Here is a 16,145-nt window from a genome sequence, read left to right as displayed (position 1 = left end):
CATGCTCACGGCCGGCGCCGGGAGAGCGCCGGCCCTCCCCTCAGCGAAGGCGGCAGCGTATGCGTCCCATGCGGCTGGTCCGGCGGGCGGCCGGCACCGCGACCCTCCTCGCGGCCCTCCTGGCCACCCCCCTCGCCCTCCCCTCCGCCACGCAGGCGGCCGAGGCCGGCGACCGGGACCGGGCGGCCTACTCGGCCGCCACCACGGTCGGCGTGCACAACGCCTACCTCCAGGACACCTTCCCCTACTTCGCCGACGCCCTCGACTCGGGGGCCGGCATGCTCGAACTCGACGTGTGGACCAACGCGTTCGGCAGCGGCTGGCGCGTCTCGCACGACAACCCGTTCGGCAACGCCAACAACTGCGTGGGCGCCGCCTCCGCGGACGGGCTGCGCACCGGAGCGCGCAACCGGTCCCTGGCCGGCTGCCTGGCCGACCTGCGGGCCTGGCACGACGCCCACCCGGGGCACCGCCCCGTCCTGATCAAGGTCGAGCTGAAGGACGGCTTCGCCGACAACCTCGGCCGCGGCCCCGACGAGTTCGACCGCCTGGTGCGCGGGGCCCTGGGCGAGGCCGTGTTCGGCCCGGGCGACCTGATCGGCGGCCACGCCACCCTCGACGAGGCGGTCCTGGCCGGCGGCTGGCCCAGCCGCCAGGAGCTGGCCGGGCGGTTCCTCATCCACCTCATACCGGGCACCGTCGAGGAGGCCAACCCCTTCGACGGCCTGTGGACCGACGTCGAGTACGCCCGCCACCTGCGCGACAGCGCCCAGGCCGGCACCCTCGCCGAGACGGCCGCCTTCCCCGCGGTGCACGGCGCACAGGCCGGCGACCCGCGGGCGAGCCGCTACCAGGACGCCTCGCTGCGCCCGTGGTTCGTGGTCTTCGACGGGGACGCCACCGCCTACGTCCAGGGCGTGGACACCTCCTGGTACGCCGACCGCCACTACCTGCTGGTGATGACCGACGCGCACGGCGTGCCGCCCGCCATCTCGGCCACCTCCCCCACCGAGGCCGAGGCCCTGGTGCGGGTGAACGCGCTCGCGGCGGCCGGGGCGAGCGTGGTCAGCTCGGACTGGCACGCGCTGCCCTCCGTGCTGTCCACCGTGGTACCGCGCGGCTAGGCTGGTGCCTCGCCCGCCCGGGGCCCCGGGTCGCCACGGCCCCCGCCCCCGGGCCCACCCAGCCCACGCGAACACCCAGGAGAGCCCGTGCGTGTCGTCCTCGCCGAAGACCTGTTCCTGCTGCGGGACGGTCTGGTCCGGCTCCTGGAGGCACACGACTTCCAGATCGCCGCTGCGGTGGACAACGGCCCCGAACTCACCCGCGCCCTGGCCGAGTTGAAGCCGGACGTCGCCGTGGTCGACGTCCGGCTGCCGCCCTCGTTCACCGACGAGGGCCTCCAGTGCGCCCTGCAGGCCCGCCGCGAGCAGCCGGGGCTGCCGGTCCTGGTGCTCTCCCAGCACGTGGAGCAGCTGTACGCCCGCGAGTTGCTCGCCGACGGCAACGGCGGCGTCGGCTACCTGCTCAAGGACCGGGTCTTCGACGCCGAACAGTTCGTGGACGCGGTCCGCCGGGTCGCCGCGGGCGGCACCGCCATGGACCCGCAGGTGATCCAGCAGCTGCTGGCCCAGCGCACCAGGAACTCCCCGCTGGAGAAGCTGACTCCGCGGGAGCTGGAGGTCATGGAGCTGATGGCGCAGGGCCGTTCCAACGCGGCGATCGCCGAGCGTCTTGTGGTGACCGAGCGGGCCGTGGCCAAGCACACCTCCAACATCTTCACGAAGCTGGGCCTGCCGCCCTCCGACGACGACAACCGGCGGGTGCTCGCGGTGCTCGCCTACCTGGAGCGCAGGTAGGCGCGGCTCGCACTGCTGTCCCTTCGTAACCGGGGGGCGGTGTCCTCGTTCAGCCGGTATGTCCCCCAGCGACGTCTCCGCGCCCGGCGTCGGCCGCAAGGCCGCCGAGGCGGCACTCGCCGAGCACTACCCACGACTCGTCCGGCTCGGCTACCTGATCCTGCCCGCCGGGCTCGGCCGCGACCGGCGGGTGCTGGCCGCGCACGCCCTCGTCCAGCGCGCCCTGCCCGGGGGCGGGCGGGCCGCCGCGCCCCCCGCCCTCCCGGCCCAGCGCGCCCACGGCCCGGGGCAGGGGCAGCCCCCGCTCGGCCCGCCGGAGGCCGCCGCCCCGCAGGCGGCGGGCGCCCCGGGCGACCCCGGCTACGCCTGCCTGCGCCTGCGGGTCCTCAAGGGCGCGCTGCGCGCCTGCCGTTCGCGCACGGTCGGCGGTCGCGCGCTGCCCTGGCCGCCGAGGCCGCCGCTGCTGCTGCCCCGGGTGCTCGGCCTGCGGCTGGTCCCCGCCCCCGCGGAGCCGGGGCAGGCCGCCCTGGACGAGGCGCTGGCCGGCCTGACGCCGGCGGCCCGGGCGGCGTTCGCCCTGTGGCGGCTCGACGGGCTGCCCGACTCGGCGATCGGCGAACTGCTCGCCGAGGCCGGGGTGCCGGCCGGTGAGCTGAGCGCCGCGCGCGGCGCGGCCGGGGAGCTGCCGCGGGCCATCGCGGCGGCGGCCCCGGCCGACCCCTGCGCGCTGCGGGCCCTGCCGACCGATCTGCGGCGCCGCCGCAGGCTCGCCGGTGCCGCCCTGGCCGGCTGCGCGGCCCTCGCGCTCCTCGCCTGCGGCCTCGCCTTCGCGCCCGGGGACTGGGGCCCCGACGGTCCCGCCGCCCCGCCGTACGCGCGCAACGAGGCCGCGCAGGCGGCGCTCGACCCGCAGGGCCTGCGGCGCATCCCGGCCGACGTGTGGCGGCACTCGGCCCGCACCGACTTCTCGGTGTGGCCCGCCCGCGGAGGGGCGCTGCACGACGGCGGCCTGCTGCGGCGGGCGCTCGCGGTGTGGGCGCGGCCCGGCGAGGAGGCCACGGTCTCGGCCACGCCCGGCACCCAGACCGGCCCCCCGCCGGGACCCGCGCAACTGCTGTTCGCCGGGCGGGCGGCGGACTTCTCGGTGGTGCTGCTGTACGACGGGCTGCGCCTGGTGCGGTACGCCGAGCCCGCCGGGGCGGGCGAGGGTGGGGCGCTCCTCGACTTCGCACGGGCGGACGGGGCCGACGCGCGCGCCGCCTCCGCGGTGGTGCTGGCCCGCCGCGACGGCAACACCACCTACCTGACCGCGCCCTGGGTGACCGGCGCGGCCGTCTCCGACCTGCTGGACCCGGCGCGCGAGCCCGCGGCCCTGGCCGTGGACGAGGCGGGCGTCACCGCGCCCCTGCGCACCGCGGCCGGGACCGGGGACGCGGCCGCCGGGTGCGCCGGCTTCCCCGTGCTCTCGGTGGGCTCCGCCCTCGCCAGGGACCGCTATCTCCTCGCCGACCTGGGCGAGTTGACGCCCGCCCTGCTCACCCACGGGGCCCCGGAGAGCCCCTCGGACGCCGCGGGGGACCCGGCGGCCCGCGCCGCCTGGGCACGTATCGCCTGCGGGCTGCCGCAGATCGCCGGCGGCGGGGTGCGGGCGGTGAACCTGTGGCCCTTCGCCGAGCAGGACCTGCCGGACGGCGGGGGCAGGGCGCGCTGGCTGTGCCTGCGGGCCGAAACCTGGCGCGGGGCGGGCAGCAGGTCGCTGACCGAGTTCCTGCCCCCGGCCGGGGACGCGGAGAAGGCAGAACCCGGCTCGCTGACGGCGGCCGACGAGGACGCCCCGGCCTGCGGGCCGCGGCAGGCGGCCGTGCTGAGCGGGGTGCTGTGGAAGTCGCCGCGCCAGGAGTGGTACCTCCTGGCGGCCGGCAGCCAGGACGTCACCCGGATCACCGCCGAGGGCGGGGTCCGCGGCCAGGCCGAGGGCCGCACCCTGGTCCTCCCGGCCGCCGAGGGCGCCCGGGTGGAACTCACGGCCCGGCTGGCGGACGGAAACTCCCTGACCATGCTGGGCAACTGACCCCGGCGGCCCCCGCCGCCCCCGGACGACCGCCCCCCGGGGCGGCGGCCCCCCGCGCACGCGCCGGTGCCCGGGCACTCGCGGGCCTGGCAGAAGAACGGGTCACCCGTGGCGCCGGGCGAGCGTCGGCGGGCCGGCGGACGCCGCACGGGACGGGGCGCCGGGCCGCGGCGCGGCGCCGGACCCGCCCCGCCCCGGGGCCCGGGGGGTGGGGCCGGGGGTCAGGCGGGGCGTTTGGCGGTGGAGCCGCGGACGACCAGTTCGGGCTGGAAGACGAACTCGGTGTGCTGGACCGGGTTGCCGCCGATCTCCTCGAGCAGCGCGTTCACCGCGGCGCTCGCCATCGCCCGCACCGGCTGCCGCAGCGTGGTCAGCGGCGGGTCGGTGAACGCGAACAGCGGCGAGTCGTCGTAGCCGACCACCGACACGTCCTCGGGCACCGCGAGGCCGCGTTGCCTGGCCGCGCGGATCGCGCCGAGCGCCATCATGTCGCTGCCGCACACCACGGCCGTGCAGCCCTCGTCGAGCAGCGCGGCGCAGGCCGCCTGCCCGCCCTCCACGCTGAACAGCGAGTGCCGCACCGGCCCCGCGCCCTCCGTCTCGGCGAGGAACCCCGCCACCTTGCGCCGCACCGGCACGAACCTGCCGGGCCCGACCGCGAGCCCGATCCGCTCGTGCCCGAGGGCCCGCAGGTGCCGCACCGCGATCCTGGTGGAGGCCGCGTCGTCCGGCGAGACGAAGGTGGCCCTGATCCGCTCGTTGTACCCGTTGATCAGCACGAACGGCACCCCGCGCCCGGCCAGCCTGGTGTAGCGGGCCGGTTCCGCGCTGGTGTCGGCGTGCAGGCCGGAGAGGAAGACGATGCCGGTGACGCCGCGTTCGACGAGCTGCTCCACCAGCTCGTCCTCGGTGGCCCCGCCCGGGCTCTGGGTGCACAGCACGGGCGTGTACCCGTGCCCGGCCAGGAACTGCTCGATGACCTGCGCGAAGGCCGGGAAGATCGGGTTGGTCAGCTCGGGGATGACCAGGCCGATCAGGCCGGCGCTGCGCTGCCGCAGCCGCAGCGGGCGCTCGTAGCCCAGCACGTCCAGGGCGGCGAGCACCCGCTGCCTGGTGGCCGCGGCCACCCCGGCCTTGCCGTTGAGCACCCGGCTGACCGTGGCCTCGCTCACCTCGGCGTGCTGGGCGATGTCGGCGAGCCGGGCCGGGCTCTGCTCCGGCCCGGCCTCGCTCACGCCCGCCACCACACGGTGGTGTCCGCCGGCAGCACCGCCGAGGGGGACGGGTCGGGCAGCGGACCGCTGGCCAGCAGCAGCCGCCCCTCGGCCGGCAGCAGCGAGGACACCTCGACGGCCTCGCCCGTGGTGTTGACCGCGCAGATCACGGCGCTTCCGTCGGCGCCGCGGCGGCGCAGCGCGAGCACGCCGTCCGGCGCCCGGAGCCACTCGACGCCCTCCCCCGCGCCCAGCGCCCGCTCGGCCCGCCTGAGGGCCAGGGCGGCGCGGTAGAACTCCAGGGTCGAGGACGGGTCCCCGGTCTGCTCGGCGACCGAGAGCCTGCCCCAGTCCGCGGGCTGCGGCAGCCAGCTGCCGCCGGAACCGAAGCCGTAGGAGGGGCCGTTCGCGCTCCAGGGGAGGGGCACGCGGCAGCCGTCGCGCAGCCCGCCCTGCCCGCCCGCGGGGTGGTCGCGGCGGAAGAACGCCGGGTCCTGGCGCACCTCGTCCGGCAGGTCGGTGACCTCGGGCAGCCCGAGTTCCTCCCCCTGGTACAGGTAGGCCGAGCCGGGCAGCGCGAGCATCAGCAGGGTCGCGGCCCGCGCCCTGCGCAGGCCGCCGCCCAGCCGCGTGCGGTGCCTGACCACGTCGTGGTTGGACAGCACCCAGGTGGTGGGCGCCCCCACCGGGCGCATCGAGTCGAGGGAGGAGTCGATGACCTCCCGCAGCGCGGCGGCGTCCCACGGGGTGGTCAGGTAGTGGAAGTTGAACGCCTGGTGCAGCTCGTCCTCGCGCACGTACAGGGCGGTGCGGCCCGCGTTCGGCGTCCACGCCTCGGCGACGCCGATCCGCTCCCCCGGGTACTCGTCGAGGATCTTGCGCCAGGAGCGGTAGATCTCGTGGACGCCGTCCTGGTCGAAGAACGGAAGCACCTGGGTGCCGAGCAGCTCCAGCTGGCCGGCGCGGCCCATGTCGGGCAGCCCCGGGGCCTTGACCAGGCCGTGCGCGACGTCGATCCGGAAGCCGTCGACGCCCATGTCGAGCCAGAAGCGCAGCACGGAGCGGAACTCGTCGCGGACCGCCTGATTCTCCCAGTTCAGGTCGGGCTGTTCGGGGGCGAAGAGGTGCAGGTACCACTCGCCGGGGGTGCCGTCGGGGTTGGTGGTGCGGGTCCAGGCGGGGCCGCCGAAGATGGACTCCCAGTCGTTGGGCGGGAGTTCGCCGTCGGTCCCCTTGCCCGGGCGGAAGTGGTAGCGGTCGCGCAGCGGGGAGCCCGGGCCCTGCCGCAGCGCCCGCTGGAACCACTCGTGCTGGTCGGAGGAGTGGTTGGGCACGAGGTCGACGATGACCCGCAGGCCCAGGTCGTGGGCGTCGCGGATCAGGGCGTCGGCGTCGTGCAGGTCGCCGAAGACGGGGTCGATGGCCCGGTAGTCGGCCACGTCGTAGCCCGCGTCGGCCTGGGGTGAGGCGTAGAAGGGGCTCAGCCAGACGGCGTCGACGCCGAGGTCCGCCAGGTGGCGGAGCCTGCCGCGGATGCCGGCGAGGTCGCCCATGCCGTCGCCGTCGCCGTCGGCGAACGAGCGCGGGTAGACCTGGTAGATGACGGCATCGCGCCACCAGGGCGTGGCCTGGGCCGGGTCGCTGCTCGGCTGAGCGCGGTCAGCGAGGTGCTGGGTCATGTCGTCCTCGTGGTCGTCGGATCGGTCAGGTCGGTGGAGGCGAACGGGGCCGGGGGCCGGGCGGCGGGTCAGGTCTTGACCGCCCCGGCGGTGAGCCCGGCCTGCAGGTGGCGCTGGGCGTAGCCGAAGACCAGCGTGGCGGGGATGGCGATGAGCACGGCAGCGGCCGTCATCAGGTGCCAGTCCTGGGTGTGCTGGTTGACGAAGGTCTGCAGGCCGCCGGCCAGCGTGAGGTGCTTTTCGCCGGTCATGAAGGCCGAGGCGTAGGCGACCTCGGCCCAGGCGGTGACGAAGGTGTAGAAGCCGGTGACCGCGAGCCCCGGCCTGGCCAGCGGCAGGACGAGGCGCCAGAAGGTGCCGAAGGGGCTGAGCCCGTCGACGCGGCCCGACTCGTCGATGGACACCGGGATGGTGTCGAAGAAGCCCTTCATCATCCAGGCGCAGAAGGGCACGGCGATGGTCAGGTAGGTGACGACGAGGGCGCTGGGCCGGTTCAGCATGTCGTAGCGCGACATGAGGTTGTACAGCGGCACGATGAGCACGGCCATCGGGAACATCTGCGTGATCAGCAGGGTCCACATCAGCGGGCGCATGCCGGGGAAGCGGAAGCGACTGAGCGCGTAGCCGGTGGTCGCGGAGATGAGGACGCCGATGACGGTGGTCAGCAGCACGACGAGGACCGAGTTGCCGAACCAGGTGAGGAACTCGGTGTCGTTCAGGACGTGGTCGTAGTTGCCGAGCGTGAAGTGCGAGACCAGGGACAGGGTGAAGGTGTCGCTCTTCGGCTTGAACGAGGTGACCAGCAGCCACAGCGGCGGGAACACCGCGATGAAGGCGGCCACGAGCAGCGTCAGGTGCAGCCCGATCGAGGCGGCGGGGCCGCGCTCGCCGCGGCGGCGGGGGCGCCGCGCGCGTCCGGCCTGGCCCGCCGCCCGGCCCTCCCGGCGGGGCGCCGCGGCCTCCTCGCCGGCCCGGGGCCCGGCCTGGGGGCGGGCGGCGGCCGCGGCGGGGGCGGCGGCGGAACCCGCCGGGGGTGCGGCAGGTTTCGCCTGGGTGTTCCTGTCCATGGTCACCACACCTCCCCTTGCCTGCGCAGCGCCCTGCGGTAGGCGATCGCGAAGAGCACGAGCAGCAGCAGGATGAGCACGCCCCAGGCGGCGGAGTTCGCGAAGTCCCTGGGGCTGGTGACGAAGGCGAGCCGGTATGCCTCGGTCACCATGATGTCGGTGGCCCCCGCGGGGCCGCCGTGGGTCAGCAGGAAGATCACCGGGAACATGTTGAAGGTCCAGATCGTGCTGAGCAGGACCACGGTCATCGCGACCGGGCGGACGCCCGGCAGCGTGACGTAACGGAAGCGCTGCCAGGGGCTCGCCCCGTCCACCTCGGCGGCCTCGTACTGCTCGGCCGGGATGGACTGCAGGGCGCCGAGCATGGCGATCAGCATGAAGGGGACGCCGAGCCAGACGTTGACGGCGACCACGGCGGCCTTGGCCCAGGTGGGGTCGGACAGCCAGGGGACCGCGTCGATGCCGCCGTCCTCCAGCAGGGAGTTGAGGATGCCGTTGCGCTCGTTGAAGAGCATCCGCCAGGCGAAGACCGAGACGAAGGCCGGGATGGCCCAGGGCAGGACCAGCACCATCCGGTAGACGGCGCGCCCGCGGAAGGTGCGGTTGAGCAGGACGGCGAGCCCGAGTCCGGTGAGGAAGGTGAGGGCGACGCAGGACACGGTCCACAGCGCGGTCCAGCCGAGGCGGTCCCAGAAGTCGCCGTCCCGGAGGATCGCGCGGTAGTTGTCCAGGCCGACGAACTCGTAGCTGGCCTCGATCCGGTTGACGCCGATGTGGCGTTCGACGTTGGACTCGTCCGCGTCGGTGAGGGAGAGGTAGACGCCGCGGACCAGGGGCCAGCCGACGATGGCGGCGATCACGGCCACCACGGGGGCCACCATCGCCCAGGCGTACCAGTAGGTCGCCAGCCGGTGGCGCAGCCGCCCGGGCGAGCGGGCCGGGGCGGGGCGGGGGGCGCGGGGTTCCGCGGTCCGCACCGCCCCCGGCAGGGAGTTGACAGCGTCAGCCATGGCCGGGCCCGCTCACTGCCAGTCTTCGAGGAGTTCGCGGTAGGCGTCGCCGGTGTCGCCGGCCGCCTCCTCGGGGGAGGCGGAGCCGGTCAGCATCGCCTCGATGGAGATCTGGAGCGGCTCGAAGAGCGACTGGGCCTGGGGGATCCAGGGGCGTTCGTGGGCGACGTCGACGGCGGGCTTGAAGAACTGCACCATCTCGTTGCCCGCGACGGAGGGCTCCTCGTAGACCGAGGCGCGGGTGGGCAGGAGGCTCAGTTCGCCGGTGATGCGGGCCTGGGTCTCGGCGGAGCTCATGTAGCGGACGAACTCGAAGGAGGCGTCGGCGTCCGGGGTGCCGGCGTAGACGCCGTAGTCCCAGCCGCCCAGGGGCGCGGCCTGGGCCTGGCCGCCGGCCGGGACGGCGGCGACGCCGAGGTCCTCGCCGAGGGCGGCGGTGGCGTCGGCGATGGCCCAGGGGCCGTTGATCATCATGGCCACGTCGCCGTCGGCGAAGGCGGACATCATGTTCTCCCAGCCGTCGCTGGTGTCCGTGATGGCGGCGCCCGAGTCGACCAGCTCCTGCATGCGGGAGAAGGCGGCGACCCCGGCCTCGTCGTCGATGGTGACCTCGTGGGCCTCGGCGTCGACCATGTCCCCGCCCTCGCCGTACAGGAAGGGCAGGAACCAGTACGGGTCGTCGCCGCGCACGTACAGCGGGGTGGTGCCGATGTCCTCGAACGCGGCCTGGGACTGCTCGATCTCGTCCAGGCTCTGCGGCACCTCGACCCCGGCCTCGGTCAGCAGGGACTTGTTGTAGAAGAGGGCGAGGGTGTCGGTGACCTGCGGGACGGCGTAGGTCTCCCCCTCGTACTGGGTGCTGGTCCACGCCTCGTCGAGGAAGTCCTCCTGGTTCTCGACGGCGGCGGTGCCGTCGAGCGGGTAGAGGTAGCCGAGGCTGGCGAAGTCGGCCACCCAGGCGACCTCGGTGCGCATCACGTCCGGTGCCTCGTTGGCGGCGGCGGCGTTCTTGAACCGGTTCTGCGCGTCGTCGAAGCCCACGTTCACGTAGTCGACGGTGACGCCGGGGTGCATGTTCTCGAAATCCCTTGCGACGGCCTCGAAGACCTCGGCCTCGGTCTCGTTCGAGGTGTCCCAGAAGGTGACGGTTCCGGAGAGCTCCCCGTCCGCGCCGCCGCCTCCGGCCTCGTCGCCGTCGCTGCCGCAAGCCGTTGCGACGAAGGCCAGCGCCGCGACCACGGCCGTCGTTCCTATGCTGCGCCGCATGTCAACTCCTCCATGGATTGCGCCCGGTTCGGGCGGTCTGGCCACCCGCTGCGCCGCGCCGCTGCGGCGCCGGACCGTCCAGGAACGTAACAGCGCGCCCCCACCTTGGAAAGACCTTGCGGCAAATTTCAGCAAGAGCCCGCCTGGTGGTCGTCACATGTGGGATGACAGGCGTGAAATTCATACATCTCGGTACTGTTTGCCCAGCCCGGTGGGCAGCGCAGTCCACGGCAGGTACAGTCCGGAACTGTGACCGCACGGCTAGCTGACATCGCAGCCCAGGCGGGGGTCAGCGAAGCGACCGTCAGCCGCGTGCTGAACGGCAAACCGGGCGTCGCCACGGCCACCCGCGAGTCCGTGCTTGCCGCCCTCGACCTGCTGGGCTACGAGCGGCCCGCGCGGCTGCAGAAGCGCAGCGCGGGTCTGGTGGGCCTGATCACGCCGGAGTTGGAGAATCCGATCTTCCCGGCCTTCGCCCAGGTCATCTGCCAGGCCCTCACCCGGCAGGGATACACCCCGGTGCTCGCCACGCAGACCCCGGGCGGCTCGACGGAGGACGAGCTGACCGGGATGCTGGTCGAGCGCGGGGTCGCGGGGATCATCTTCATCTCGGGGCTGCACGCCGACACCACCGCCGACACGGAGCGCTACGAGCGGCTGCGGGGCAACGGCGTGCCCTTCGTCCTGGTCAACGGCTTCTCCCCCAAGGTCAACGCGCCCTTCGTCTCGCCGGACGACCGGGCGGCGATGCGGCTGGCCCTCACCCACCTCGCCTCGCTCGGGCACCGGCGGATCGGACTCGCCCTGGGCCCGGCCAGGTTCGTGCCCGTGCGGCGCAAGATCGAGGGCTACCTGCAGGCCTGCCGGGAGGAGCTCGGGATGGCCGAGGAGGAGGCCAAGCGGCTGATCGAGCACTCGCTGTTCACCCTGGAGGGCGGCCAGGCCGCGGCGGCCGCCCTGCTCGACCGCTCCTGCACCGCCGTCATCTGCGCCAGCGACATGATGGCGCTCGGCGCGATCAGGGCGGCGCGCCGGCGGGGCGTGGCGGTGCCCGAGCGCTTCTCGGTCATCGGCTTCGACGACTCCACGCTGATCGCCTTCACCGACCCGCCGCTGACCACGATCAGGCAGCCGGTGCCCGCCATGGGGCAGGCCGCGGTGCGGGCGTTGCTCGAAGAGATCGCCGGCACCCCGGCCCCGCACAGCGAGTTCGTGTTCATGCCGGAGCTGGTGGTGCGCGGCTCCACGGCCGCCGCGCCCGCCGATCACCCCGGCTGAGCCCACCGCCGGCCGCCTTCCTCTCCGCGGCCTCCCTCCCGGCCGCCTGTTCCCGACCGGGACGCGCCGGCTACCGGGGCGGCTCCCCCGGCTCCCGCCGGGCGGTCTCGGCGAGCCGGTCCGCCAGCCGCAGCAGTTCCTCCCGCAGTTCGCCCGGGCGGTGGACGGTGAAGGGCCACTCCAGGGAGGCCAGCAGGTGGGCCATGTCCTCCAGCCGTTCGGCCCACGCGCGCAGCAGGACGCCGCCGGGGCCCGCGGTGAGGCTCACCGCCGGGCCGGGCAGCCGGCGGGCGACCGCGTCGAGGGGGCCGTGGATCGTCGCCTCCACCTCCCAGCGGTAGGTCCCCCGGGCCAGGTTCGCGGTCAGGTGGGCGACGGGGTCGAAGCCGTCCGGGGCGGTGAACCCGCGGGTCCCCGGGGTGACGGAGGCGATGCGGTCGATGCGGAAGGTCCGCAGCTCCCCGCGGAGGTGGTCGTGGCCCACGACGTACCAGCGGCCGGTGTGGAACACCACGCCGTACGGGTCGAGTTCGCGTTCGGTCTGCTCGCCGCGCCAGGACACGTGGCTGAGGGCGACGGTGGTGCGGGCCCGGGAGGCCCGGGCCAGTTCCAGCAGGACGCCCGTGCCCGGGGCCTGCCCCGGGACGGCGACGGCGGTGAACGAGAGGGTCTCCCGCATGGCGGCCAGCGGCTCCCGCAGGGACTGCGGGAGCACCCGCTCGATCTTCGCCAGGGCGCCGGCGCCGGCCGGCGCGGCCGTGGCCATGCCCAGGCGGTCCGCGGCGAGCAGGCCGAGGACGACGGCGAGCGCCTCGTCGTTGGTGAGGACCAGGGGCGGCATCCGGTATCCGCGGGCCAGCCGGTAGCCGCCGTAACGGCCGCGCTCGGCCTCCACGGGGATGCCCAGTTCCCGCAGGTGGGCGGCGTAGCGGCGCACCGTGCGGACGTCGGTGCCCAGGCGGGCGGCCAGCTCCGCCCCGGTGAGCCTGGCGCGCGACTGGAGGAGCTCCAGCAGGGTCAGCACGCGGGTCAGGGGATGCGACATGGATCACTCGGCAGATTGGGCGGGAAACTCAGGACGGAAACTGTCCTGTATGGACTCTACGCTCCTTGGCAACGGCACCTGACCAGGGGAGATCCACATGGCCACCTTCGTACTCGTTCCCGGAGCCTGGCTCGGCGCGTGGGCGTGGGAGGACACCGCCCGCGCCCTGCGGGAACGCGGCCACACCGCGCTGCCGCTGACGCTGACCGGCCTGGCCGAACGCGCCGGGCAGGGCGGGCCGGAGACGGACCTCGACACGCACATCGCGGACATCGTCGAGGCCGCCGGGCAGGCCGGCCCGCGGGAGGTCACGCTGGTCGCCCACAGCTACGCCGCCGCCCCGGTCACCGGGGCGGCCGGGCGCCTCGGCGACCGGCTGGCGCGCGTGATCTACGTGGACAGCGCGCCCTTCTCGGCGGGCATGAGCATGCTTGACCTGATGCCGGCCGAGGCGGCCGAGGGGCTGCGCCGGCAGGTCTCCGCCGCCGGCCCGGGCCGGCGGCTGCCGATGCCGCCGCGCGAGGAACTGGGCGGATCGGGCAGCCTGGACGGGCTCGACGAGGGCCTGCTCGACGCGCTGTACGCGCGGGCCACCCCGCAGCCGTTCGGCACCTACACCCACTCGCCGCTCCGGCCGAGTTCGGCGCCGGCGTGGACCGGGTCCTGGTCGCCTGCCGCGACTTCACGGGGCTGCTGGACGCCGGGGTGCCGATGCTGGCGGCTCTCCACCAGCCGCCGTGGCGGCGCTTCGACCTGCCCACGGGGCACTGGCCGATGCTCTCGGCGCCCGCGGAACTCGCCCGCTGCCTCGACGCGGCCGTCTCCTGAACCACACCGGCCACGCCCGCCCGTCCCCCGCTCGTCTCCCGCACCGTCTCCCGTCCTTCCTCGGGCTCCCGTCCCCCGCGTCCGGCCGGCCGGGCCCCGGGTTGCGGACCGGCCGCGCCCGGAGGTTGATCAGGTCGCCCGGGTGACCTCTGGCAGACTGTGGGGCCATGGGGGAGACGGGCACGAGGGCGGAGACCGGCGCGAGGCCGGAGACGGCGCGGAAGAAGACGGCAGGGCTTGTGAGCGATCGAAAGGCCGAGGCCGCGCCCGGTCCCCGGGGAAGGCTTCGCCGGCTGCGTACCCCCTCCCGCCCCAGGATCTGGTTCGAACTGCTCCTGATCGCCGTCAGCTACGGCGTCTACTCCCTCATCCGCAACGCCGCCCCCGAGCGCGTGGCGCAGGCCCAGGACCACGCCAGGGACATCTGGCGCCTCCAGGGCCACCTCGGCCTCGACTTCGAACGCGCGGTCAACCACGCGCTGGCGAAGGTCGACTGGCTGATCGTCCCCATGAACTACTACTACGCGACGCTGCACTTCCTGGTCACCATCGCGGTCCTCGTGTGGCTCTTCCGCCGCCACCCCGGCCGCTACGGCGCGGCCAGGACGGCGCTGTTCGCGACCACGGCGATCGCCCTCGTCGGCTTCTACTTCTACCCGCTGGCCCCGCCGCGGCTGATAGAGGGCGGCCACTTCATCGACACCTCCACCGTGCACCACACCTGGGGCTCGCTGGCCACGAAGGACACCGCGGCGGCCTCGGTGTCCAACCAGTACGCGGCGATGCCCTCGATGCACATCGGCTGGTCGGTCTGGTGCGCGATCGCGCTGGTCCTGCTCGCCAGGCCGCTGTGGCTGAAGGTGCTCGGCGCGCTCTACCCGCCCGTGACCCTGCTGGTCATCGTCGCGACCGCGAACCACTTCTGGCTGGACGCGGTCGGCGGCCTGGCCTGCGTGGCCTTCGGCTTCACCGTCTCCCGGCTCTGGTACGGGCGGTGGTGGTGGCGGCTGCCGCGCGAGGTGACGCGGCAGCCGGGCGAGCCGGCCCCAGGCGAGACTCCCCCGGAAAACACCCGCCCCGACGGCACCTAGCCACCTGGTCCCGAGTCGCGGCCGGCCACCGGTGTGCGGGGCGAGGGAGCGGCCGGGCAAGAATGCGCCCGGCGGCTTCCGGGACCGGTGGTCTCGCGGCGCGTCCGCGGACCATCGCCCCGTTGTTCAGCTCCCTTTCGGCGCCGGCTTTGCGATCTGCTGATGAGAGACGTGCAGCATGGCGCCCGCATCTCTCACCGTGACCTTCTTGGTGAGTTCCCTGGCCGCGGCGGCCAAAGCCTTGCGCGCCCTTGCCGCGGCCTGCTCTGCCTCCTCTCTGGTCCTCTCCGCTTCGATGATGGCTGCGGCCATGGCGGCGTCCGCCGGACGCATCACCAGTTCGAACGAGCCCTCGTCGATGTCCATCTCTATAGACAAATCTCGTCCATGCATGACGACAGAACTTGTCCATCAAGAGCGCCATGCGGACGACGCGCGGGCAGGGCCGGGGCCCGGCGACGGCGGGGTACGGCGGTGGGCACCGCTCAGCTCTCCCTACCTTGTTGATCGGGATGAGCGAGCCATTCGTAGGGTTGGCTCACCCAGGGGGCCCGGGTGTGGCTTTCAGCTCTCTGCCGTCCGTGGCTGACTGCGATTCGCCGCCGGGCCCCCACGACGACTCGGCTGCTCATGAGGAATTGCGGCACTGATCGCTCAGTAGGGACTCGACAGCGAGGTCGTCCGTGGTACCTGTACGAACACCGACCTGTGGAGAGGCGAGTGACAGCGATCTGGGCCGGCATCGACGCCGGGAAGACCCACCGCCACTGTGTGGTGATCGACGACACCGGCAAGCGGCTGCTGTCCCGTCGGGTGGCCAACGATGAGACCGAGCTGCTGAAGCTTCTTGGCGATGTCCTGGACCTGGGCGAGGTGACGGCCTGGGGCATCGACCTGGCCGACGGCGGGGCCGGCCTCGTGATCGCGGTCCTGCTCAACCACGGCCAGCACCTGCTCTACATCCCCGGCCGGGCCGTCAACCGCGCCTCCGAGGGCTACCGCGGCGACGGCAAGACCGACGCCAAGGACGCCGCGATCATCGCCGACCAGGCCCGCGTCCGCCGCGACCTGATGCCCCTGCGGACCGGAGACGAACTGGTCACCGAACTGAAGGTCCTCACCAGTCGCCGCCGCGACCTCGCCGACGACCGCACGAGAGCCATCAACCGGCTCCGCGGCCACCTGACCGGGATCTTCCCCGGTCTGGAACGCGAACTCGACCTCGGCAACGCCGGCCCGCTGGTACTGCTGACGGGCTACCAGACACCGGCCGCCATCCGCCGCACGGGCGTCAAGCGGCTTGCCACCTGGCTGCGCAACCGCAAGGTCCGCGGCGCCGACCAGCTCGCCGCCGCAGCCGTCCAGGCCGCCGAGAAACAGCACACCGCCGTCCCCGGCGAGAAGATCACCGCCCAGGTCGTGCACTCCCTCGCGAAGGAGGTGATGGCCCTCAACGAGAAGATCGCCGAGACCGACAAACTCATCGAGGGCCGGTTTCGCCAGCACCGGCACGCCGAAGTGATCGCCAGCATGCCCGGCATCGGGCCCCTGCTCGGCGCCGAATTCATCGCAGCCACCGGCGGCGACATGGACGCCTTCGACAGCGCCGACCGGCTCGCCGGATTCGCCGGCGTCGCTCCCGCCGCCCGGGACTCGGGCAAGATCAGCGGCAACCTGCACCGGCCCAAGCGATACAGCCGCCGCCTCCAACGCGTCTTCTACACCTCCGCGCTGATC

The 16,145-nt window shown here is 74.0% G+C and carries 15 protein-coding genes; 7 read left to right on the top strand and 8 right to left on the bottom strand.

Features of this window, described 5'->3' with window-relative positions:
• Nucleotides 1-68: 68 nt before the first annotated feature.
• The 3 genes from D7294_RS12225 to D7294_RS12215 all read left to right on the top strand — a co-directional run bounded on the left by D7294_RS12225 (nucleotide 69) and on the right by D7294_RS12215 (nucleotide 3,930).
• Complete coding sequence (locus D7294_RS12225; protein WP_120678747.1) at nucleotides 69-1,124, top strand: phosphatidylinositol-specific phospholipase C domain-containing protein; 1,056 nt, start codon at nucleotides 69-71, stop codon at nucleotides 1,122-1,124.
• Between the two features lie 87 nt (nucleotides 1,125-1,211).
• Nucleotides 1,212-1,859: a response regulator transcription factor gene (locus D7294_RS12220; protein ID WP_120678745.1), complete on the top strand. Its 648-nt coding sequence runs from the start codon at nucleotides 1,212-1,214 to the stop codon at nucleotides 1,857-1,859.
• A 58-nt stretch (nucleotides 1,860-1,917) separates the two neighbouring features.
• Nucleotides 1,918-3,930 carry a hypothetical protein gene (locus tag D7294_RS12215; protein WP_120678743.1) on the top strand — a complete coding sequence of 671 codons (2,013 nt, stop codon included), beginning with the start codon at nucleotides 1,918-1,920 and terminating at the stop codon, nucleotides 3,928-3,930.
• 221 nt (nucleotides 3,931-4,151) lie between these two features.
• Here the strand turns inward: D7294_RS12215 and D7294_RS12210 are convergent, their stop codons facing one another.
• From D7294_RS12210 to D7294_RS12190, 5 genes are all read right to left on the bottom strand, one after another.
• Entirely contained in the window at nucleotides 4,152-5,165 is a 1,014-nt protein-coding gene (locus D7294_RS12210; RefSeq protein WP_241562306.1) for a LacI family DNA-binding transcriptional regulator, read from the bottom strand.
• Nucleotides 5,162-6,823 carry a glycoside hydrolase family 13 protein gene (locus D7294_RS12205; protein ID WP_120678739.1) on the bottom strand — a complete coding sequence of 554 codons (1,662 nt, stop codon included), beginning with the start codon at nucleotides 6,821-6,823 and terminating at the stop codon, nucleotides 5,162-5,164. The genes D7294_RS12210 and D7294_RS12205 overlap by 4 nt, the downstream gene beginning before the upstream one ends.
• Before the next feature lie 68 nt (nucleotides 6,824-6,891).
• On the bottom strand, nucleotides 6,892-7,890 hold the full coding sequence (locus D7294_RS12200) for a sugar ABC transporter permease (protein ID WP_120678737.1): 999 nt from the start codon (nucleotides 7,888-7,890) through the stop codon (nucleotides 6,892-6,894).
• Nucleotides 7,891-7,892: 2 nt separating this feature from the next.
• Nucleotides 7,893-8,771, bottom strand: coding sequence for a carbohydrate ABC transporter permease (locus D7294_RS12195; RefSeq protein ID WP_241562334.1), 879 nt, complete (start codon nucleotides 8,769-8,771; stop codon nucleotides 7,893-7,895).
• 141 nt (nucleotides 8,772-8,912) lie between these two features.
• On the bottom strand, nucleotides 8,913-10,166 hold the full coding sequence (locus D7294_RS12190) for an extracellular solute-binding protein (protein ID WP_120678733.1): 1,254 nt from the start codon (nucleotides 10,164-10,166) through the stop codon (nucleotides 8,913-8,915).
• Nucleotides 10,167-10,415: 249 nt separating this feature from the next.
• On the opposite strand from D7294_RS12190, the gene D7294_RS12185 reads away from it, so the two are divergent.
• A complete protein-coding gene (locus D7294_RS12185; RefSeq protein ID WP_120678731.1) occupies nucleotides 10,416-11,444 on the top strand; it encodes a LacI family DNA-binding transcriptional regulator in 1,029 nt (342 codons plus the stop codon).
• A 70-nt stretch (nucleotides 11,445-11,514) separates the two neighbouring features.
• Here the strand turns inward: D7294_RS12185 and D7294_RS12180 are convergent, their stop codons facing one another.
• Together D7294_RS12180 and D7294_RS33120 are read right to left on the bottom strand one after the other, a co-directional pair.
• The gene (locus tag D7294_RS12180; protein ID WP_120678729.1) at nucleotides 11,515-12,489 is read right to left on the bottom strand and encodes a helix-turn-helix transcriptional regulator; all 975 of its coding nucleotides are present in this window, start codon (nucleotides 12,487-12,489) and stop codon (nucleotides 11,515-11,517) included.
• Between the two features lie 390 nt (nucleotides 12,490-12,879).
• Nucleotides 12,880-13,101, bottom strand: coding sequence for a hypothetical protein (locus D7294_RS33120; protein WP_241562305.1), 222 nt, complete (start codon nucleotides 13,099-13,101; stop codon nucleotides 12,880-12,882).
• A gap of 39 nt (nucleotides 13,102-13,140) precedes the next feature.
• Between D7294_RS33120 and D7294_RS33115 the strand changes: the two genes are divergently transcribed.
• Together D7294_RS33115 and D7294_RS12170 are read left to right on the top strand one after the other, a co-directional pair.
• On the top strand, nucleotides 13,141-13,317 hold the full coding sequence (locus D7294_RS33115; RefSeq protein ID WP_241562304.1) for a hypothetical protein: 177 nt from the start codon (nucleotides 13,141-13,143) through the stop codon (nucleotides 13,315-13,317).
• Nucleotides 13,318-13,484: 167 nt separating this feature from the next.
• Nucleotides 13,485-14,408, top strand: coding sequence for a phosphatase PAP2 family protein (locus D7294_RS12170; RefSeq protein WP_120678727.1), 924 nt, complete (start codon nucleotides 13,485-13,487; stop codon nucleotides 14,406-14,408).
• Between the two features lie 126 nt (nucleotides 14,409-14,534).
• On the opposite strand, the gene D7294_RS12165 is transcribed toward D7294_RS12170, so the two are convergent.
• Nucleotides 14,535-14,774: a hypothetical protein gene (locus D7294_RS12165; protein ID WP_120678725.1), complete on the bottom strand. Its 240-nt coding sequence runs from the start codon at nucleotides 14,772-14,774 to the stop codon at nucleotides 14,535-14,537.
• Nucleotides 14,775-15,128: 354 nt separating this feature from the next.
• Here D7294_RS12165 and D7294_RS12160 point away from each other — a divergent pair.
• The coding region (locus tag D7294_RS12160) for an IS110 family RNA-guided transposase (RefSeq protein WP_120678723.1) at nucleotides 15,129-16,145 on the top strand (1,017 nt) is incomplete at its 3' end.

The sequence above is a fragment of the Streptomyces hoynatensis genome, assembly GCF_003626535.1.
GTDB classification, from domain to species: domain Bacteria; phylum Actinomycetota; class Actinomycetes; order Streptomycetales; family Streptomycetaceae; genus Streptomyces; species Streptomyces hoynatensis.
This window is presented reverse-complemented; position numbering and strand designations above follow the sequence as displayed.

Bases quoted from the DNA above. Each gene is read 5' to 3' on its own strand.
- D7294_RS12225 (WP_120678747.1), top strand. From the start codon at position 69: ATGCGGCTGGTCCGGCGGGCGGCCGGCACCGCGACCCTCCTCGCGGCC.
- D7294_RS12215 (WP_120678743.1), top strand. From the start codon at position 1,918: ATGTCCCCCAGCGACGTCTCCGCGCCCGGCGTCGGCCGCAAGGCCGCC.
- D7294_RS12205 (WP_120678739.1), bottom strand. From the start codon at position 6,823: ATGACCCAGCACCTCGCTGACCGCGCTCAGCCGAGCAGCGACCCGGCC.
- D7294_RS12200 (WP_120678737.1), bottom strand. From the start codon at position 7,890: ATGGACAGGAACACCCAGGCGAAACCTGCCGCACCCCCGGCGGGTTCC.
- D7294_RS12195 (WP_241562334.1), bottom strand. From the start codon at position 8,771: ATGGTGGCCCCCGTGGTGGCCGTGATCGCCGCCATCGTCGGCTGGCCC.
- D7294_RS12190 (WP_120678733.1), bottom strand. From the start codon at position 10,166: ATGCGGCGCAGCATAGGAACGACGGCCGTGGTCGCGGCGCTGGCCTTC.
- D7294_RS12180 (WP_120678729.1), bottom strand. From the start codon at position 12,489: ATGTCGCATCCCCTGACCCGCGTGCTGACCCTGCTGGAGCTCCTCCAG.
- D7294_RS12170 (WP_120678727.1), top strand. From the start codon at position 13,485: ATGGGGGAGACGGGCACGAGGGCGGAGACCGGCGCGAGGCCGGAGACG.
- D7294_RS12165 (WP_120678725.1), bottom strand. From the start codon at position 14,774: ATGGACATCGACGAGGGCTCGTTCGAACTGGTGATGCGTCCGGCGGAC.